Origin of the sequence: Plantactinospora sp. GCM10030261, from assembly GCF_042666615.1 — a bacterium.
Taxonomy (GTDB): Bacteria; Actinomycetota; Actinomycetes; order Mycobacteriales; family Micromonosporaceae; genus KBS50.
In genome coordinates this window covers 179,343-198,244 of sequence record NZ_JBHTDD010000007.1, presented here as the reverse complement: position 1 = coordinate 198,244, position 18,902 = coordinate 179,343, and the positions used below count along the sequence as shown (strand labels likewise).

The window sequence follows — 18,902 nt, the reverse complement described above, 5'->3', positions numbered from 1 at the left end:
TAGGAGACAATGCCACCGTTGACATGATCAAGATCGGCCGTGGCGGCAAAAAAGTGGAGGTGTTTCGTGAAGGCGAGCGAGCAGTGGTTCTCCGAGCGCGTGCAGCAGCCGATCAGCATGACGCGGTGGGGTCACTACGGCACGCCGGTGCTGCTCTTCCCCACGGCCGGCGGTGACGCGGAGGAGATCGAACGACACCACCTGGTGGCCAGCTGCCGGCATCTGCTCGATGCCGGGCGGATCAAGCTCTACTCGTGCGACAGCGTCGCCGGTCGCGCCCTCGCCACGAAGACCGGCACTCCGGCACACCGCATGTGGTTGCTCAACCAGTACCAGCAGGCGGTGGCGCAGGAGGTGGTACCGGCCATCCACGCCGACCTCGGCGGTCACCGCGACCCGATCGTCACGGCCGGAGCCTCGATCGGCGCGTTCAACGCGGTTGCCATGCTCTGCCGCCACCCCGAGCTTTTCTCGGCGGCACTCGGGATGAGCGGCACGTACCGGTTGCGGGCGTTGCTCGACGACCAGTTCAGCGACGACCTGTACTTCGCCTCCGCCGTGCATTTCGTGTCCGGACTCGACGGTCCGCAGCTGGACACCCTGCGGTGTCGCAGGGTCATCCTGGCCTCCGGCGAGGGCTCCTGGGAGGACATCGGGGAGTCGTGGGCGCTCGCGGACGCGCTCGGCGCCAAGGGCGTGCCGAACCGGGTGGACTCGTGGGGTCCGGACTTCGAGCACGACTGGCCGACCTGGCGGCGGATGCTGCCGCAGTACCTCGAAGAGCTCTGTTAGACAGGTCGCTGGTGGCCGAGCCGGTGCAGCAGCAGCGCCTCCGCGAGGCAGGCCCGTTCGAAGTCGGCCAGGTGCAGGCTCTCGTTGGGTCCGTGCGCCCGGGTGTCCGGATCCTCGACTCCGGTGATCAGCACCTCGGCCTCCCGATACGTCTCGACGAAGGGCGCCAGGAACGCGATCGAGCCGCCGACGCCGATCTCGACCGGCGGCACACCCCAGGCCCGCGCGAACGCCGAGCGGGCCGCGGCGTAGGCCGGGCCGTCGGTACGGGCGGCGAACGGCGCCACCGGCCGGCCGGGCGTCAGCCGCAACCGGACGCCCCACGGGACGTGGGACTCCAGGTGGCGCACCAGCGCGTCGCGGGCGGCGGTGGCGTCGTCGCCCGGTCCGATCCGCAGCGCCAGTTTGGCCCGGGCGGTCGGCACCAGAACCATGCCGGCGGTGTCGACAGGCGGCGCGTCGATGCCGATCACCGACAGGGCCGGCGCCCGCCACAGCCGCGACGTCAGCGACCCGGAGCCGATCAGCCGTACGCCGTCGAGCAGGCCGGCGTCGGCGCGCACCTGGTCCTCGGTCAGGTCGAGCGGTTCGGCGGACTGCCGGGTCAGGCCCGCCACCGCCACGTCGCCCCGCTCGTCGTGCAGCGAGGCCAGCAGCCGCGCCAACGCGGTAAGCGCGTCCGGCACCGGACCGCCGTACACCCCGTTGTGGACCGCGTGCCGCAGGGTCGCCACCTCGACCACCACGCTCACGCCACCCCGCAACGACGTCGTCAACGCCGGTACGCCCACCCGCCAGTTGGTGGAGTCGGCGAGCACGAGCACATCGGCGGCGAGCCGGTCGCGGTGCTCGGCCAGCAGCGCCGGCAGGGTGGGTGACCCGATCTCCTCCTCGCCCTCGACGAGCACGGCGACGCCGACCCCGAGGTCGTCGCCGAGCGCCCGCAGGGCGGCGCAGTGCACCGCGATGCCGGCCTTGTCGTCGGCGGCTCCCCGGCCGTAGAGCCGGCCGGCACGCTCCAGCGGCTCGAAGGGCTCACCGTGCCAGGCGGCCCGGGCACCCACCGGCTGCACGTCGTGGTGGGCGTAGAGCAGCACCGTCGGGGTGCCCGGCGGCCCCGGCCGGCGGCCGAGCACGGCGGGCAGGCCACCCGGTGCCCGCACCACGTCGACCTCGGCAAGGCCGGCCTCGGCGAGCTGGCGGGCGACCTCGGCCGCCGACGCGTCGAGGGCGGGGCGGGCCGCCGGATCGGCCGACACCGACGGGATGCGGACCAGCCGTTCCAGACCGTCCCGGACGGCGGGCAGCACGGCCCGTACGGCCGCCCGGAGGTGAACCTCGGCGGGGTCGGCCGCGGTCGCCTCGGCGCTGGCCTCGTCGGCGGTGGTCGCGGTGACGCTCGTGTCATCGGTGCCGGCAGGGTCGGGCGTCGTCGCGTCGCGGGCGGCGGCGTCACCGTCGGCGGGCGGCATCACGCGGCGTGCAGGTGCAGGTCGGCGGCGAAGCGTTCGGTCATCTCGATCACCCGTTGCAGCTCGTGGTGGCGGACGATGACGATTCCGTCGCCGATGGTGGTGGCCCGCCAGTCCCGGCGCGCCGCCCCGACGGGAAGCAGGTCGACGAGGACGATGTCCGGCCCGAACTCCGCCCGCAGCGCGTCCAGGCCCCGCACCGAGGTGATCCGCCCGATCCCCTGGGCCCGCTTGCAGATGCTGCCCACGTTGTGCCGGTGGCGCAGCGTCTCCATCTCGCCGTGGACCACGGCCTGCGCCCAGCCGACGTACACGTCGCCGTCGGTGTTGAAGTTCATCAGGTCGACCACCCGGACGCCCGGTGGGCGGGCGGCGATCTCGCCGAACACCACCTCGCCGTCCGGTTTCCGGTACCACTCCAGGTGGGTGAATCCGGTGTCGAAGCCGAGCGCCGCCAGCACCTGCTCGCCCATCCGCCGGCCGTCGGCCAGGTGTGGCGCGTCCAGGTCACGCAGCGAGATCGCCACCGGGCTCACCCACTCGTGCATGCGCATCTGCAACGGTCGGGGCCGGTACCACAGCATGTGCTCGAACAGGATCCGGCCACCGGCGCACACGGTGTCGTGGGTGAACTCCTCGGCCTCGACGAACTCCTCCACGCTCACCTCGGGCACGTGGCGCAGCATCGGCAGCACCTCGGCCAGCGCCGTCGGGGAGTCCGCCCGGTAGGTGTCGGCCGACCCGGCTCCGGCTATGGGTTTGACGATAAGCGGATAGCCGACCTTCTCGGCCGCCTCCCACACCCCGGCCACCGTCGTGGCGCTCGCGTGCCACGGGGTACGGATGCCGGCGGCGTCGAGCGTCCGCTTCATGAGTTCCTTGTCGCGGAACGGCAGCGTCTGCGCGACCGTCATCCCGGGCAGCCCGAACGCCTCCCGCACCCGGGCCGCCAGGAGCATGTACGGCTCCCACAGGCACTCGACCTGGTCGATGCGGACGTGTCGGGACAGGCCCCGCAGGGCCGCGAGCACCGCCTCCTCGTCGGCCAGCGACACGTGCTCGTAGTGCGCCAACGCCTCTCGGGCCGCGGGTGGCAGGGCGTCGCGGGGCTGGTCGCCCACGCCGATCACGGTGGCGCCCACGGTGGCCAGGCCCCGGGTGAACCAGGCCATCTCCAGCGGATAGCCCGGCGAGATCATGACCACGTTCGTCACAGCGTCTCCACCAGTTCGACTCGGATCCCGGTGATGACGCGGTGCAGCGCCTCGCGTACCACCTCGGTGCGGGGGTCCCGCACGATGACGTACCCCTGGCCGGTGTAGTCCGACCCGGCGTCCTGACCGCGTCGCGGCAGCCGGGACTCCACCACCAGGTGGCCGACCTGCCGGTTCACCTCGTCCACCCCGTGCACGGCCCCGACCTGGCCGCGACCCATGCCCCGCAGGTACGCCGTGCCGGTGGCGAAGCGACGCTCGGGCACGTCGAAGGTGCCCAGGACGACGAGGCGGGCCCAGGCGGCGAACAGGTCGAAGTCGTGGGCGTACCCGTGCATCGAGGTCAGCTGCGCGCCCGGCGGTCGGGCCGCCACCTCCGAGACGGCGACGGAACCGTCGGGTCGCCGAAACCACTCCAGGTGGGTGAGGGCGTCGGTCACCCCGAGCGCGCGCAGCGCCGCCGGCCCGACCGCGTGGATGCCGGCGTACCGGGGGCCGCCGACGTCCCGGGGCAGCACCACCGTCCACTGGATCCACGGGTTGCGCAGCACGTCCAGCGGTGGTGGGTGGTAGTCCGCGATCGATGACCACACCGTGCTGCCGCCGACGGTCACGCTGTCGAAGGTGTGCTCCTGGCCCACCAGGAACTCCTCCAACAGCGCCGGTGAGTCGCCGGTCGGCGGCATCGCCGTCAGCCAGCCGTCGAGCGCGGCCTGGTCGTCCAGCCGGTAGGTGGCCTGGGAGCCGGCCCCGGCCGGCGGCTTCGCGACGAGCGGGAAGCCGACGTCGCCGGCGAAGGCCTGGGCCTGCGCCGGGTCGTGGACGAGGGCGTGGCGGGCACAGGGAACCCCGGCCGCCCGCAGCACCTCCTTCATCCGGGCCTTGTCCCGAACGTTGCGCGCCGTCGCGACGTCCATGCCGGCGATGCCCATCGCCTCGCGCACCTGGGCGAGCGGGACCTGAAGCTGTTCGAGGGCGCCGACCAGCCGTTCGACCCGGCCGATCTGGTTGGCGAGTCCGGCGACACCCGCGGCGATCTGCCCCGGGTCCAGCGCGTCGTCGACCCGCCAGTGGCCGGCCAGCAGGCCACGCAGGTCAGGGGTGATCCGTTCCAGCGGATCGCTTGTCACCAGGCCGAGCCGGACTCCGGGCAGCGCCGCCACGCACCGCACGAAACGGGCCGTGGCGTCGAGGAGGTAAGGGGCGACAAAGGCGACGGCGACCATGGCCGGACGGTACCCGGCGCGGCCGGATCTCACATCTCGTCGATGGCTTGCCCCACGGCTCGGGTGGCCCGAGGTGCCGACCGGTCGTAGCATGACCGGTGATGCGAGTGATCTTCGTCGAACCGAGCTTCCCGAACAACCAGCGCCAGTTCGTCCGGGCGCTGGCGCAGGTCGGTGCCGAGGTCATCGGCATCGGGGAGTCGCCCCAGGAGTTCCTCGACGAGGAGCTGAGGAGCTGGCTGGTTCACTACCACCAGGTGCCGAACGTGACCGATGTCGGTGTGCTGACCGACGCCGTGCGCTGGGTGCAGGACAAGATGTGGGTCGACCGCCTCGAAGCCACAATCGAATCGCACACCCTCGCGGCCGCCGAGGTGCGGGAGCGGTGCACGATCCCCGGCACGTCGCGGCGGACGGCGTGGCTGTGCCGCGACAAACCGTCGATGAAGGAGGCGTTGCGGGCCGCCGGCGTACCGACCGCGGCCTCGACGGCGGCGGACACCGCCGAGCAGGTGTGGACGTTCGCCGACGAGGTCGGCTACCCACTCATCCTCAAGCCACGCAGCGGCGCCGGAGCCCTGGACACGACCCGCGTCGACGACCGGGAGCAGCTGACGGCGGCGCTTGCGACGTTCGGCGACAAGGGCGTCACGTCCATCGCCGTCGAGGAGTTCGTGGAGGGTCACGAGGGGTTCTACGACACCCTGTCGATCGACGGACAGCCGGCGCTGGACTTCGTGTCCCACTACTACCCCACCGTGCTGGAGGCGATGCGGACCCGGTGGATCTCGCCGCAGTTCGTCGCCACCAACCGCCTGGACTCCGCCGCCGACTACGACCAGCTCCGCGAGCTCGGGCAGCGGGTGGTCGAGGCGCTCGGCATCGGCACCAGCGCCACCCACATGGAGTGGTTCTTCGGGCCCAAGGGGCTGCGGTTCTCCGAGATCGGCTGCCGGCCGCCCGGCGTCGGCGCCTGGGACCTCTACTCGGCCGGCAACGATCTCGACCTCTACCGCGAATGGGCCAACGCCGTCGGACACGGGCACGTGGCGACCCGCCCGTCGCGCCGCCAGGCCGCCGGGATCATCGCGCTGCGGCCGGACCGGGACGGCCGCATCTCCGGCTATTCGGGCGTCGAGCAGATCCAGGAGAAGTACGGTCAGTGGGTGCTCGACGCGCACCTGCCCGACCCGGGCACGCCGACGCAGCCGGTGGAGGCCGGCTACATGGCCAACGCGTACGTGCGCATGCGGCACCCCGACTACGACGTCCTCCGCTCGATGCTGGACGAGGTCGGGCGGACCGTCCGCGTGCACGCGGGGTGAACCGCACCGTCTGGCTGCTGGGGCCGCAGCGCCGGCCGACCCTGCAGCACGTCGTCCGTGACCTCGACCCGCACGTCCCCATCGCGGCCGTGACAGCGGGTTGGCAGGAGCGCGAGTCCGACGATGCCGAACTGCGGGATCTGCTCGGCGGGCGTGGGGTGAATCTGACCCTGCACGCCCGGTGGCTCGACGTCCACGAGCAGGACCGGGAGTACGCCAACGCCGAGCGGGAACATCACGTCGCCCTCGCCGAGCTGCGCCAGCTCTACCTCACCCAGCTCGACCACGTCCTGCGGGCGGCGTACGCGGTGGCCCGGGACAGGGAGAGCCGGCCCCGGTTCCGGGAGGCCGCGCTGGGTGACGCCCTCGACGCCGTCCGGCTCGTGGACCAGCAACACCTGACGCGGGTCCGGGCCGCCCGCCACGCGTTCTTCGGCGCCTGGCGCCCGCAGGATCATCCGGTGGTGGCGCGGCACCGGGACGAGGTGCGGCACCTGCTGGCCGGCGTCCAGGCGATCGTCATCGCGGGTGGGCACGTCGGTGACCTGGTCGAGGCGCTGCACCTGTTCCACGTCGAGCCGCACCTGCCGCCGGTGGTGGTGGCCTGGTCCGCCGGGGCGATGGCGCTGGCCGACCGGGTGGTGCTGTTCCACGATTTCGTCCCGCACGGGATCGCCCAGACCGAGGTGCTCGGCGACGGTCTCGGGGTGGTGCCCGGCCTCGTGCCGTTGCCGCACCTGCGGCGCCGGCTGCGGGTCGACGACCCGGTCCGGATGTCGGTGCTCGCCCGGCGGTTCGCGCCCGCCCCCTGCCTGGTGCTGGACGACGGGGTGCGGGTCCGGTTGGAGGCCGATGGCTCGCCTCCGCCCGACGCCCGGGTGGTCACCTCGGACGGCCAGGTCACGGCGCTGGAGGCGGCATGACGGTGCCGAGGTTCGCAGCTCCGCCCGCCCGCCTGGCGATCAACCGGCTCAAGGACCGCAAGCCGCTCGACGCCGCGGCGGTGGACCGGTTCCTCGCCCGGCACGAGGTGCCCATCGTCGAGGGCACCCGCTGCACGTTCCTCTACCGCGGCGACGTCGACGAGGTGTTCCTCGCCCAGCGGATCGTCGGCCTTCCCGAGCTGTTACCCCTGCGCCGGTTGTACGGCACCGACCTGTGGTACCTCGTGCTCGAACTTCCGGAGGGTTCGCGGGTCAACTACCAGCTCGAGGTCCGCCGCGGCGGGCACGTCGAGCGGCTCAACGACCCGCTGAACGAGAAGCTGTCCTACAGCCCCGTCGGCACCTCCTCGGTCTGCTTCGGCCACGGCTACTCCTCGCCGGAGTGGACCATGCCCGATCCGGATGCCCGACCGGGCGAGCTGGTCCCGTTGACGGTGCGCAGCCGGGTGCTGCGACGGGACTGCCCGGTGACCGTCTACCTGCCGGCCCGGTTCCGGCGGTCGGTGTCGTACCCGCTGCTGGTCGTCCACGACGGCCCGGACTTCCTGCAGTACGCCGCCGCCAAGACAGTGCTGGACAACCTGATCCACCGGCTCGACGTCGCCGAGACCGTCGTCGCCTTCCTGCACCCGCAGGACCGGCTCACCGAGTACGCCGACTCGACCGCCCACTCGCGCTTTCTCGCCAATGAGCTGCTGCCGCGGCTGGAGACCGAGCTGCCGCTCATCGGCAAGCCGTCCAGCCGGTGCCTGATGGGTTCGAGTTTCGGTGGGGTGGCCGCGCTGTCGGCGGCCGTGAGGTCACCGAGCACGTACGGCTCGCTCATCCTGATGTCGGGGTCGTTCGTGTTCACCGACATCGGTACCGACCACGGTGGCGGTGCGGTCTTCGACCCGGTCGTCAAATTCGTCAACAGGTACCGTGCCCGCCCGACCCACGTCGCCGACCGGCTCTTCGTGAGCTGCGGCGTCTACGAACCACTGATCGTCCCCAATCGGTCCATGGTGCCGACCTTCGAGGCCGCCGGCATGACCGTCCGGTACGTCGAGTCGCGCGACGGGCACAACTGGGAGAACTGGCGGGACCGGCTCCGCGACGCGCTGTCCTGGGTCTACCCCGGCCCGCAGAAGTTCTACTACGAGTGACATCGATCTCCTCATCCCGCTGGTCTTGCCAGCGCACCCGTGACGTTGTCCGTCCCGGGACCGCCGCGCTGGACGATGTCGCGGTAGGTGGCGAACGCGGGCTTGGGCCGGTAGGTGTCGGTGACGATGCCCAGGGTTCCGGTGGGTTCGGTGGCGGCGCTGTCGGCGTCCCGAAGGCTGAACAACTCGTACTGGGTGATGTTCAGGGGTTGCTGCTGGGCGAGGATGGCGTCGAGCATGTCGGTCAGGGAATCGCACTGGGCCTGCTCGGTGCGAGGCGCCCCGCTCGGCGTGCCGTTCTCCACAATGTGGATCGGCGTGTCGGGTGGGATGTGGGCACGCGGTAACGAGGTCTCCCGCAGGTGGCGAAGGGCGTGGACGGTGAGGGAGGCTACGTCTCCGGGTTTGCCTCGCGGGGCGACGGGTGAGAAGGCGTCGGGATACAGGCCGAGGCCGACGTAGTCGACGTGCGTCGCGAAGTCCTGGTGCGGCAGCGAGGAGAGGAAGGACCAGAAGGCCTCGTCGCCGCCCAACCATTCCGCCGGTTCGGCGACGGAGAACCCGATCCGCACATTGTCGAGACCTCGTCGATCCAGAGCCCTACGCGCGTGTGGGATGCCGGTGGCCAGGGCGTCGAGGACGCCGGGTGCGCTTCCATCGATGAGCGGGATCGGGAAGTTCGGCTCAAGCGTCACCTGGAGGTACCGCGCGAGGTGGCCGTAGCGGTCGATGACGGCGTCGAGGAAGGTCAGCCATCCGGAGAGATCGGCGGTTCGAGGGATGTAGCTGACCACCAGGTCCAGTTCGCGCCCACCCTCGGCGTACCAGTCGTCGGGCATCGTGAGGCGGGCCAGTTCGTCCTCGGCCCCGAGCGACGTGACGATATCGGGTGGCGTGGCATCGCCGAAGAAGTGGACATACTCGCGGACGACGAAGGGGTGACCGCCCGCGAGGTCGTCCACGAGGGTACGAATCGCGGCGGGATCGGGCGGATGCGAGCAGACCGTGCCGGCTCTTCCTCCCGGATAGATGCCAAACTTCACGTTTTCTCCTTGTCAGTTGGTGGGCCGGGCTGGCCAGTCGATCTCGTGGGACCGGATCCGCCGTGCCAGCTCCCTGATCCAGGTGATGTCGGTGGCGACGATGGCCTGCCAGTAGCCGGCTTCGAGCATGTGCGCTGCGGGGACGCCGTCGGGTCGGGCCGCTGAACGCAGGGCGACCAACTCCTGGGCGAGCCGATCCGCGCGGCCGTCCAGGATGGACGCCGCCCGGTCGGCCGGCAGAATCGCCAGATAGGCGACGGCCATGACGAAGTCCACGGAGGCGGCCGGACTGTCCCGCAGCCCCTGCTCGACCCGGCTACGGAAGTCGGCGACGCCCGTGGTGGTCAATGCAAACGCGGTCCGTGGCGGCCGGTTGCCCACCCGCTCGGGAAGCTGGGAGGTGACGAGGCCGGCCTTCTCCAGTGCCTTGAGCAGTGACGTGACGGTGCTCCGGGTGACGGAGAGGTGCCCGTACCGCTCGCGCAGGCGGGTCGTGAGGTCGTAGGCGTGTGCCGGCCGCTCGACGAGGAGTCCGAGCATCGGCAACACCAGGCTGTTCCGGGACGCGTCCAATGGCACCGCCGTAGCCTATAGACGTATACGTCTAAGAGCAAGCGCCTGGGCCGCTCCACCCGGGGAACCGCTTCGGGCACCACACAAGAGGCGTGATCACACTGTGTCATGACGGGCGCTGTGGTCTCTCCTCGTGGCGGTGCGTGACATTGCCTTGCCCCCGGCCCGGGGGCCGGTTCCCTTTGCGCTGCTGCAGCCCACGCAACGCCCGCATCGAACTCGCAATATTCGCGATGGACGATTTATGTGGATGACGATCCGGTTCACTCTGGGTAGCTGATGCGTGGGCTACAGCAGCGCAAAGGATGGCGGAGACGGTGGGCCGGCTCGTCCCCGCCATCACACCACGTAAGCTCACGCTGACTTCGATCAGCCGGTGGGCCTGCCACCGTTCGTGAACACGGCTCTAGTGTGCCGGTCGGGCCGTCGTGGACGCGGTAGATGGTTCCCCGGTGTCGACGAGCGAGGGTGGGCCGAGCGCCGGTCCCTCCTCGGGCTCCCGGCTGGATGAGTGGGCCTCGGCCAGCACGTCGGCGGGCACGTGCTTGTCCAGGAACCGCCGCGCCAGCCGGGTCGACGGGTGGATGCCGACGGTTGCCACCACGATGATGCCGGCGATGATCAGCCAGCCGGACGCGCCCCAGCTCAGCGCGAGGAAGGTATACAGCGCCGGCGCCCACACCTTGCCCAGGGTGCCGCTCAACTCGGCGGCGCCCTGGTAGGCGCCGCGCTGCCGCGGATCCATCAACTCGGCCTCGAACGACCAACTGGCGGCCGAGAGGTACAGCTCCGCCCCGGTGACGGTGACGTGACCCAGCCAGACCAATGCGATCGTCAGCCAGCCGACGGTCTCGTGGGTCGCCAGCGTGATCAGGCAGGAGAGCACGAAGAAGGTGGACGACAACCGGATCGCCTTCAGCGCCGTCGGCACGTCGTGGACCCCACGGGCCGCGGCCATCGGCAGGAAGATACACATCACCGTGTTGGTGCCGAACAGGAAGGCCAGCAGCACCCGTGGGGCGTCGGTCTTCTCCACCAGCCACAGCGGGATCACGACGTTGAGCAGTACCTGGTTGGTCCAGAAGACCCCGCTCAAGAACGTCGTGAGCAGCCAGCCGGGGTTGCGCAGCGGCCCGGGTCCGGGGATCTTGACCTTGCGTTCCGCCGGGGTGCGGTTGTCGTGCGAGGCCCGCGGCAGCCGGGTGATCGCGACGGCATTGACCAGGAAGGCCACCGCGGTGAACCAGGGCAACGCGTGCAGGACGTCGTTGGATTCGAACGCCAGCGCGACGCCACCGAGCAGAGAGCCGAGGGTGAAGCCGACGTTGAGCGCGGAGTACATGTAGGCGCGCGACTTCACCCGCTCCTCCGCGGGCAGGACGTCGATCGTGTAAGCGCCGTGCGCCGCGCCGCCGAGGGCGCCGATCACCTCCATGCCGACGGCCATGACGACGTAACCAGTGAAGTCGGTGATGAACGGCCAAACCCCGAACATCGCCGCCTGCCCGATCGCGCTCACCGCCCACATTTTCTTCGGCCCGAAGCGGTCGACCAGCTTGCCCATCGGTAGCGCGGCCAGGAACGCGGCGACGCCGGCGATCGTCAGGCCGAGGCCGACCTGGGCGGCGGACAAACCGACGATCTTGGTGAAGAACACCGCCGACCCGGTCAGGAAGGTGCCCTCACCGAGCGCGAAGAGCAGCGACTGGGTGGCGAGCCGGCCGGCGAGAGGCGACGGCGGGCGGGCCTGGCGAACGAGGGCGGCGATCACACCGGGATTCTCCGGAACCGCACCTACTCTGTCGTGGGATTTCCGCCGAACGGGGCCACTGCCCTCATGCGCGCCGTTGATATCGTCAGCCGCATGCGCGTCGAGGACCATCTCACGCTCGATATCGAGGCGGTCGACTTCGCCGTCGACATGTCCAACGTGGTGCGCAACCGGGCGCTCCCCGGCGACCGGCCGGCGGACCTGCGGCGCTTCCTCGGCCTGGTGCGGGCCGTGGTCCGGTACACCCGGGACGAGTCTGCCCAGGTCTACGCCGTCGCCGACGCGTCGCTGCTGTCCCTGCGGGAGTTGACCAACCAGGAGCGGACCACCCTGCACCGCTGGCGCGACGCGGGTCTCATCCAGGTGCGCGACGTCGCCGACGACCGTCTCCTCGAACTCGCCGACCTCGCGGGCGTCCCCGTGATCAGCGACGACAGGTTCCTGGACGCCTACCGGACGTACCCCTGGATCGCCGGAAGTCGCGACCGCTTCTTCCGGGCGACGGCCGCACCCGACGAGGGTGGGGTCAGGCTCGAACCGCGCACGATGTCGATCCCGCCCGACTGGCAGATCTCCCGCAAGGAAGAGGAGAGCCGGCTGCTGGCCGTCGGCATGTACGACCGGCGGCACGGCACGGGTGCCCGTGCCCAGCTGCTGACCCGGCGGTGGCGATGCCCCGAGGACGACTGCCCGATTTTTGGCGCGGACGCCCCCGCGAACCAACCGCCACCGGTGTTCCGGCAGGGCACCGTGCGCTGCCCCACCCATCAACGGCCGCTCACCGACGTCGGCCCGAGGCCGGCGCAGAAGCAGTTCAAGCTGCGCGTCGACGGTGTGGTGAAGGCGCGGTTCATGCTGGTGGCCGGCACGCCGAGCGTCGTGGGGCGGGCGCCCACCGGTCCCGGGCTCGCGCTGGCCCGGGAGTGGCTCGACGAGAGGGCACACGGCCGGATCAGCCGCGAGCACGTCGAGCTGGCCTGGGACGGCACCCGCATCTCCATCCGCGACCTGAGCCGCAACGGCACCTGGGTACGCCGTGACCAGGGCGCCGATGCTGGCCGGCGGCTGCCGTCCGGTGGTCGGTCGCCGAAGGACCGGTCCGCGTGGACGCTGCGCGCGGGTGAGGTCATCGTGCTGTGCGACGGCGTCGAACTGGTGGCCAGCGGCCGGACGTTCGTCTTCGACACCGAGGAGACGACCGTGCCGGCGCAACCGGACGCGCTCGCGGTGGAGGCCGCGCAGGCCACCATGATCGAACGCCCACCGAGACGCCGATGAGCAGGGTCGGCCTGAAGCTGGCCGGCCGGTACAAGATCACCGGCCAGCTCGGCCAGGGTGGGCTGGGGGCCGTGTACGCGGCACACGACCGCGTGCTGGAGCGTACGGTCGCGGTAAAACTGCTCGCCTCCACCGCCGGTCGTGAGCAGTTGGGCCGGTTCCGGCGCGAGGCCAAGGTGCTGGCGATGTTCAAGCACCCGAACGTGGTGTCGGTGTTCGACGTCGGTTGGCACGAGGGCGGCATCTTCGTGGTCATGGAACACGTGGCCGGCCCGGACCTCGGTGAGATCCTGTACGCGGCCGGCGAGCGGCTGCCCGTCGACCAGGTGCTCCGGTACGCGGTGCCGCTGTCGGACGCGCTGGCCCACCTGCACGGTCACCAGCCTCAGGTGATCCACCGGGACCTGAAACCGCAGAACATCATCGTCGACGACGACGGAACGGTGAAGATCTGCGACTTCGGGCTCGCGGTGGCGCCGGACGCGATGCAGACCCGCTACACCCAGCCAGGCACGCGGATGGGCACCCCCGCCTACATGTCGCCCGAGCAGTGCCTGGGCCTGGACCCGGGCCCGGGCAGCGACCTCTACTCGTTCGGCGCGGTGCTGTACACGTTGCTCACCAACGGGCCGCCGTTCGGGATCGACGGGGCCTTCAACGAGTACGCCAAGCGGGTCATCAACGAAGCGCCGCGGCCGGTCACCGTCTGCTGCCCGGAGGCTCCGCCCGGGCTCGCCGCGCTCGTCCACGACCTGCTGGCCAAGGACCCCGCCGCCCGCCCAACAGCACCCGAGGTCCGTGACATCCTGGCCGCGCTCGCGGCGCCGCCGAGGACACCCGGTCGGACCCTGCCGGATCCGACCGTCCCGACCTCCCCGGCGGGGCCGGCACCGACCCTGCCCGATCCGGCACGCCCGACCCTCCCCGATCCGGCACGGCCAACCCTGCCGGATCCGGCGACCGCGGAGGCCGACGTGGCCACCCTCGTCCCGTCGGCCGCCGAGGAGACGATCGGCGACGGCCCGCGGGACACCACCACGGTGCGTCGTCCGCGCGACGACGATTCGGGTCGCGCGCTGGAGGCCGGCGAGGTGTTGCTGCGGCAGGGTGACTACGCCCGCGCGGACCGGCACTTCACGGAGTTGGCGCACCGGTTGCGCGCCGAGGACCGCGCCGCGGGTGAGGACCTGCTCGCGGCGGAGTTCGGCAGGATCCGCAGCAGGTTCGGCCTGGGCGGGGAGGCCGCGGCGGCGCTGCGGCTGGTCCGGCTCTCCGTGCGCGCCGAGGCCACGCTGGGTCGCGAACACCCGCTGGTACGCGAGATCCGCGCCTACCTGGACGAGAAGGCCGGGTAGGGCGCCTTTACGTGCCCTCGGGCATGTCCCAAATCGTCACCTTAGCCGTGAAGCCGGCCGAGATATCCTTCGGCGCGCTCGTAATCGTGACTGCGGCAATGCGCTGCTCGCCCGTCTGGACGCACACGACGTCCCTGGGACGGATCTCGACGCTGCTCAATCCATTGGTCGAAATCAGGTCTCGGCATGCCGTCGGGGTGGGACTTCCCTGTCCCTCCCACTTGGCGTAGTCGGGACGATCCGAGCCGGTGATGCGGTACGAATAGTTGGGGTAGCTGCCGAACTGGAGATCCGAGTCGGACTTCGGTTCGGGCGCGACCACGGGCGGCTTTTGATCGATGTCCATGCCCCGGTAGGTGACGGTGATCGTGCCGGTCCAGCGCACCGTGGGCTCCGGGGCTACGGTCGGGGCCGCCGAAGCTGACGCAATTGCCGGTGGGCTCGGTGACGGCGAGTCCGTGCCGCTCCCGGTGTCGGTGATCTTGTCGGCGTCCCGCTGCGCGTCGGCCTCGCGCTCTGCGTCGACCAACCTGATGGTGATTGCCACGCCGGCGACCAGCCCGACCAACAGCAGCGCGAGGGCGGCCCCGACACGTTTCAGGTGCCGCGACTCTGCCCAGCCACGGAGCGGGTTCGTCGGCTTGGCCCCATCGGAAGTCGGCGGGACGATCCGCGTCGGTCCGGCCGGCGGCTTGGTGGCACGGGCCGGCTTGCCCGGCTGCTGGGCGGTGGGGCCGGCCGGTCTGGTTGGCGGTGGGGCGGTGGGGCCGGCCGGCTTGGCCGGCGGCGGGGTGCGGCGCGCCTTGCCGGGACGCCGCCCGGGTTGCGCCGACCCGGTCGGCGCCGGAGCGGGGGCCGCCGGGGCATGCGACTTCAGTAGTTCGGCGACGGCCTTGGTCCGTTGCGTGACCTCCCCGCGAATCGGCCGGGACAGCCAGTCGGGCGCGAACCGGGGCGTCCCGCCGCACATCTCGACGATCTCGGTGGTGGTCGGCCGCCGCTCCGGTTCCCGCCGCAGGCACGACTCGACAAGCTCCCGCAGCTCTGCCGGGCAGTCGGTGAGGTCCGCCTGCACGTCGGCGACCCGGCGCAGCACGCTCAGGTAGTTGCCGTCGCCGAAGGCGGTGCGACCGGTGGCCGCGAAGTAGGCGACCGTGCCGAGGGTGAAGACGTCGGTCGCGGGCGTCACCTGCTCCCCCGCGGCCTGTTCCGGGGCCATGAAGGAGGGCGTGCCGATGGGCGTGTGGCTGAGCGTCAGGTGGGTGGCGTCGACCGCGCGGGCGATGCCGAAGTCGATGATGCGCGGGCCGTCCGTGACGAGCAGCAGGTTCCGGGGGGTCAGATCCCGGTGTACGACATCGGCGCCGTGGATCGCCTGCAACGAGGTGGCGGCGGCGGCGATCAGCTGCCGCACGGCGGCGGGCGGCATCGGACCGTGGCCCTTGATCGCCTGGTGCAGCGTCGGACCGGGCACGTACTCGGTGGCCAACCAGGGCGTCTCCGCGTCCGGACCAGCGTCGAGCAGTTGTGCCGTGTACCGGCCGCTCACCCGTTGCGCCGCGCGCACCTCCTGGGCGAAGCGGCCGCGGAAGTCGGCGTCGTCGGCGTACTCACGGCGGACGACCTTGAGCGCGACGGCCCGGCCGCCCGGGGTGAACGAGAGATATACCTGTCCCATTCCGCCGAACCCGAGCCGTGCCCGCAGCTGGTATCCGCCGACAACCCGGGGGTCCTCGCTGGACAGTTTCGGGAACACGGTCGCGCCTCCCACCCAGAGCCCGGGGAATCCACACAGGAATCGTCCACGACGATCCTAATGACCCTCCGCCACCCTACCGGCACCCGTGGGGGGTACCCGGCGTCACCCGGCGGCCTCCGGTGCGTCGGAAGGTTCGTCCCGCGAACCGGCGGGGTCGGGACCACCCACCGCGGCGGCCCGGCGCATCGCGACCGCTTCCCGGATCCGTCGACGGATCTCCCGTCGCTGTCGCTCGTCACGGCGGCCCGGGTTCCTTGGTCCGACAATCATGTCCGGCTCCAGACTGACATGACGGCACGGTAGGCAGCCGGTCGTGAAGATCCTTTGAAGAAGCCGTGGGTCGGCTGTGTGAACGTCCCGCACCGCGTTCGTCGGGGCCGGCCCGCATCGGTTCTTCACAGGTTTCGGGTTACCTTGACCCTCGCCACCACCAGGGCAGGATGGGAGAAACATGAGCGCGCGGATCCTGGTCGCCGAGGACGATCCCAAACAGGCCAACCTGGTGCGGGTCTATCTCGAACGCGAGGGGCACAGCGTGCTGTTGGTCGGCGACGGGCGGGCCGCGCTGGACCAGTGCCGGTCACGCCGGCCGGACCTGGTGGTTCTCGACGTGATGATGCCGGTCGTCGACGGCCTCGACGTGTGCCGGATCCTGCGCGCCGAATCGGAGATCCCGATCCTGCTGCTGACCGCACGCACCACCGAGGACGACGTCCTGCTGGGTCTCGACCTCGGCGCCGACGACTACCTCACCAAGCCGTACAGCCCGCGGGAACTGGCCGCTCGGGTACGGGCGCTGCTGCGCCGAGCGCGGGTGGTGAGCGTCGACAGCCGGGCGGCGCTGCGCGTCGGCGAGCTGGAGGTCGACGCCGGCCGGTTCGAGGTACGCGTGGGCGGGCGGCCGGTGGCCCTCACGGCCAAGGAGTTCGGCATCCTCGAGGTGCTCGCCGGCGAGCCCGGTCGGGTGTTCACCCGGGCGCAGATCATCGACCGCGCCTTCGGTTTCGATCACTTCGTGCTCGAACGCACTGTCGACGCGCATGTGATGAACCTCCGCCGCAAGATCGAGGACGACGTCGCCGAGCCGCGGTACGTGCAGACCGTCTACGGCCGCGGCTACCGACTCGCCGAACCGGTCCCGGCCTCCACGGCGGCGCCGGCACGGGAGCACCCGCCCGGAGCCGACCGGTGAGCTTCCGGGTACGGGTGCTCTGCCTGGTCATTCTCGTCGCGGTGAGCGCGACCGCGGCGACTGCGTGGTTGACCCTCCGGCAGGCCTCGCAACAGATCAACGACTCGGCGACCGTCGACCGGGCGCAACTCGACCAGGTCGTAGCGCAACTCGAGACATACGGCAGCCAGCATGGCACCTGGGAGGGCGTGCCCGCTCTGGTGCGGACCCTGCGCGTCCAGACCGGACAGCGGATCCACCTGGTCGCCGACACGGGAACCGTGATCGTGGACACGGACACCCTGGAGAAGCGCACCGCCCGCCCGCTGGGCACGGTGGTCGGGTTCGTGGACCCACGGCCGGTGTTGAACCTGGCCGCTTTGCCGGCCGACCCGGCGGGCCGGGAGAAGGGCGTCGTCTCCGCCATCAGCGCATACCGGTTGGGCGTGCTGTTCGCGGCCTGCCTGACCCGGGAGTCCGTCCCCGTCGTGACCTCGCCGACGAGCACGGGAGTTCCTCAGTTCGATCCGGATCGCGACGCGGACGACGCACGTCGCCAGCGCGAGGTTGACGAGATCGTCCGTGGCTGCCGCGACGTCGCCGCGCGGTCGGGCCCGGTCCGGACGGCCGGCGTGGCCTTTCTGGGCTGTGACGCACCGGGGGCGGCGGAGCTGCGGGACTCCTGCCTGACCCAGGTTTTCGCCAAACAGATAAGTGACGTGGCACCGGCGCCCGCTCGGGTCTACCTCGGTGCTCGTGGGGATCCGGCGTCCACGCTGGCGACCGGTCCGCTGCTCGCCGCCGCGGCCGGCATCGCGGCGGTCGTCATCGTCGGCACCGTGCTGCTGAGCCGGCGGGTGCTGCGGCCGATCGGTACGCTCACCGCGACCGCGCAGCGGCTCGGTCGAGGCGACCTCACCGGGCGGGTCACGGTGCGGGGCAACGACGAACTGGCGGAGCTGGCCCGGTCGTTCAACCGGATGGCCGACTCCCTGCAACGCGGGGAGGAGCGGCAACGCCGGTTGGTCGCCGATGTCGCTCACGAGCTGCGTACCCCACTGGCCAACCTGCGCGGCTATCTTGAGGCGCTCTCCGACGGCGTGATCACCCCGGACCAGGAACTCTTCGCCTCACTACTCGAGGAGGCGGTGCTGCAACAGCGCATCGTCGACGATCTGCAGGAGCTGGCCCTGGCGGAGGCCGGCAACCTGGCGTACCACCGGGTCAGGGTGGACCTGGCCGAACTCCTGGAGACCTGTGCCACCGCCCACCACGCCCGGGCGGAGGCAGCCGGGGTGTCGTTGCGCGTGGCGGCCGACCCCGTCGCGGTGCGCGCCGATCCCGACCGGCTCCGCCAGGTCGTGGGCAACCTCGTCACCAACGCGATCCGGGCCAGCACCGCGGGAGGCAGCGTGCGGCTGGTCGCGAGCCACACCGACACGGAGGCGATCGTCCGGGTCGTCGACACCGGCTCCGGCATCGCCGCGGACGCGCTGCCGCACGTGTTCGACCGGTTCTGGCGGGCCGACGCCGCCCGGGGCCGCCGCACCGGGGGCAGTGGTCTCGGCCTCGCCATCGCCCGCCAGATCGTCACCGACCACCAGGGCACCATCGCGGTCGAGAGTGAGGTCGGGGCCGGGACGACCTTCACCATCACGTTGCCCCGCGCCGTCCAGGACGGGTCGTCGGGCCTTCGGTCGGTCCCGGAGACGTTCGGCTAGCCGGACTCGCCGCCACCGCCGGGCGACGCCATCGCTCGTCACAACCAGCCGTTACTCACGATCAGGTGGGCCGGTTCTCCCGCAGGGGTGGGACAGAACTGTCACCCGTGGTG

At 71.3% G+C, this 18,902-nt stretch carries 15 protein-coding genes; 8 read left to right on the top strand and 7 right to left on the bottom strand.

Annotated elements, in window-relative coordinates:
- The first annotated feature begins 66 nt into the window (after positions 1–66).
- Entirely contained in the window at positions 67–792 is a 726-nt protein-coding gene (locus ACFQUZ_RS11325) for an esterase family protein (protein ID WP_377441003.1), read from the top strand.
- On the opposite strand, the gene ACFQUZ_RS11320 is transcribed toward ACFQUZ_RS11325, so the two are convergent.
- The 3 genes from ACFQUZ_RS11320 to ACFQUZ_RS11310 are packed head-to-tail and all read right to left on the bottom strand — an operon-like array spanning position 789 to position 4,704.
- Complete coding sequence (locus ACFQUZ_RS11320; RefSeq protein WP_377441001.1) at positions 789–2,264, bottom strand: dipeptidase; 1,476 nt, start codon at positions 2,262–2,264, stop codon at positions 789–791. The genes ACFQUZ_RS11325 and ACFQUZ_RS11320 overlap by 4 nt on opposite strands.
- Positions 2,264–3,478: an acetyl-CoA carboxylase biotin carboxylase subunit family protein gene (locus ACFQUZ_RS11315; protein ID WP_377440999.1), complete on the bottom strand. Its 1,215-nt coding sequence runs from the start codon at positions 3,476–3,478 to the stop codon at positions 2,264–2,266. Before ACFQUZ_RS11315 ends, ACFQUZ_RS11320 begins: the two co-directional genes overlap by 1 nt.
- Positions 3,475–4,704, bottom strand: a complete 1,230-nt coding sequence (locus ACFQUZ_RS11310) for an acetyl-CoA carboxylase biotin carboxylase subunit family protein (RefSeq protein WP_377440997.1) — start codon at positions 4,702–4,704, stop codon at positions 3,475–3,477. The genes ACFQUZ_RS11315 and ACFQUZ_RS11310 overlap by 4 nt, the downstream gene beginning before the upstream one ends.
- A 101-nt stretch (positions 4,705–4,805) precedes the next feature.
- Between ACFQUZ_RS11310 and ACFQUZ_RS11305 the strand changes: the two genes are divergently transcribed.
- The 3 genes from ACFQUZ_RS11305 to ACFQUZ_RS11295 are packed head-to-tail and all read left to right on the top strand — an operon-like array spanning position 4,806 to position 8,118.
- Positions 4,806–6,029 (top strand): acetyl-CoA carboxylase biotin carboxylase subunit family protein, encoded by a 1,224-nt coding sequence (locus ACFQUZ_RS11305; protein ID WP_377440995.1) that lies wholly within the window; start codon positions 4,806–4,808, stop codon positions 6,027–6,029.
- The gene (locus ACFQUZ_RS11300) at positions 6,026–6,952 is read left to right on the top strand and encodes a hypothetical protein (protein WP_377440993.1); all 927 of its coding nucleotides are present in this window, start codon (positions 6,026–6,028) and stop codon (positions 6,950–6,952) included. Before ACFQUZ_RS11305 ends, ACFQUZ_RS11300 begins: the two co-directional genes overlap by 4 nt.
- Positions 6,949–8,118, top strand: a complete 1,170-nt coding sequence (locus ACFQUZ_RS11295) for an alpha/beta hydrolase (RefSeq protein ID WP_377440991.1) — start codon at positions 6,949–6,951, stop codon at positions 8,116–8,118. Before ACFQUZ_RS11300 ends, ACFQUZ_RS11295 begins: the two co-directional genes overlap by 4 nt.
- Before the next feature lie 11 nt (positions 8,119–8,129).
- On the opposite strand, the gene ACFQUZ_RS11290 is transcribed toward ACFQUZ_RS11295, so the two are convergent.
- The 3 genes from ACFQUZ_RS11290 to ACFQUZ_RS11280 all read right to left on the bottom strand — a co-directional run bounded on the left by ACFQUZ_RS11290 (position 8,130) and on the right by ACFQUZ_RS11280 (position 11,505).
- On the bottom strand, positions 8,130–9,161 hold the full coding sequence (locus tag ACFQUZ_RS11290; protein WP_377440989.1) for a hypothetical protein: 1,032 nt from the start codon (positions 9,159–9,161) through the stop codon (positions 8,130–8,132).
- Between the two features lie 12 nt (positions 9,162–9,173).
- The gene (locus ACFQUZ_RS11285; RefSeq protein ID WP_377440987.1) at positions 9,174–9,740 is read right to left on the bottom strand and encodes a PadR family transcriptional regulator; all 567 of its coding nucleotides are present in this window, start codon (positions 9,738–9,740) and stop codon (positions 9,174–9,176) included.
- A gap of 400 nt (positions 9,741–10,140) precedes the next feature.
- Positions 10,141–11,505, bottom strand: coding sequence for an MFS transporter (locus tag ACFQUZ_RS11280; protein WP_377440985.1), 1,365 nt, complete (start codon positions 11,503–11,505; stop codon positions 10,141–10,143).
- Between the two features lie 93 nt (positions 11,506–11,598).
- Between ACFQUZ_RS11280 and ACFQUZ_RS11275 the strand changes: the two genes are divergently transcribed.
- Together ACFQUZ_RS11275 and ACFQUZ_RS11270 are read left to right on the top strand one after the other, a co-directional pair.
- Positions 11,599–12,783 carry an FHA domain-containing protein gene (locus ACFQUZ_RS11275; RefSeq protein ID WP_377440983.1) on the top strand — a complete coding sequence of 395 codons (1,185 nt, stop codon included), beginning with the start codon at positions 11,599–11,601 and terminating at the stop codon, positions 12,781–12,783.
- Positions 12,780–14,138: a protein kinase gene (locus ACFQUZ_RS11270; RefSeq protein WP_377440981.1), complete on the top strand. Its 1,359-nt coding sequence runs from the start codon at positions 12,780–12,782 to the stop codon at positions 14,136–14,138. The genes ACFQUZ_RS11275 and ACFQUZ_RS11270 overlap by 4 nt, the downstream gene beginning before the upstream one ends.
- Before the next feature lie 7 nt (positions 14,139–14,145).
- Here ACFQUZ_RS11270 and ACFQUZ_RS11265 read toward each other — a convergent pair whose 3' ends face one another.
- Complete coding sequence (locus tag ACFQUZ_RS11265; RefSeq protein ID WP_377440979.1) at positions 14,146–15,894, bottom strand: serine/threonine-protein kinase; 1,749 nt, start codon at positions 15,892–15,894, stop codon at positions 14,146–14,148.
- A gap of 454 nt (positions 15,895–16,348) precedes the next feature.
- On the opposite strand from ACFQUZ_RS11265, the gene ACFQUZ_RS11260 reads away from it, so the two are divergent.
- Both ACFQUZ_RS11260 and ACFQUZ_RS11255 read left to right on the top strand, forming a co-directional pair.
- A complete protein-coding gene (locus tag ACFQUZ_RS11260) occupies positions 16,349–17,089 on the top strand; it encodes a response regulator transcription factor (protein ID WP_377440977.1) in 741 nt (246 codons plus the stop codon).
- Complete coding sequence (locus ACFQUZ_RS11255; RefSeq protein WP_377440975.1) at positions 17,086–18,789, top strand: sensor histidine kinase; 1,704 nt, start codon at positions 17,086–17,088, stop codon at positions 18,787–18,789. Before ACFQUZ_RS11260 ends, ACFQUZ_RS11255 begins: the two co-directional genes overlap by 4 nt.
- Positions 18,790–18,902: the final 113 nt, after the last annotated feature.

Coding starts and splice junctions, on each gene's coding strand:
- ACFQUZ_RS11320 (WP_377441001.1), bottom strand. CDS start 2,264: ATGCCGCCCGCCGACGGTGACGCCGCCGCCCGCGACGCGACGACGCCC.
- ACFQUZ_RS11310 (WP_377440997.1), bottom strand. CDS start 4,704: ATGGTCGCCGTCGCCTTTGTCGCCCCTTACCTCCTCGACGCCACGGCC.
- ACFQUZ_RS11305 (WP_377440995.1), top strand. CDS start 4,806: ATGCGAGTGATCTTCGTCGAACCGAGCTTCCCGAACAACCAGCGCCAG.
- ACFQUZ_RS11295 (WP_377440991.1), top strand. CDS start 6,949: ATGACGGTGCCGAGGTTCGCAGCTCCGCCCGCCCGCCTGGCGATCAAC.
- ACFQUZ_RS11275 (WP_377440983.1), top strand. CDS start 11,599: ATGCGCGTCGAGGACCATCTCACGCTCGATATCGAGGCGGTCGACTTC.
- ACFQUZ_RS11270 (WP_377440981.1), top strand. CDS start 12,780: ATGAGCAGGGTCGGCCTGAAGCTGGCCGGCCGGTACAAGATCACCGGC.
- ACFQUZ_RS11260 (WP_377440977.1), top strand. CDS start 16,349: ATGAGCGCGCGGATCCTGGTCGCCGAGGACGATCCCAAACAGGCCAAC.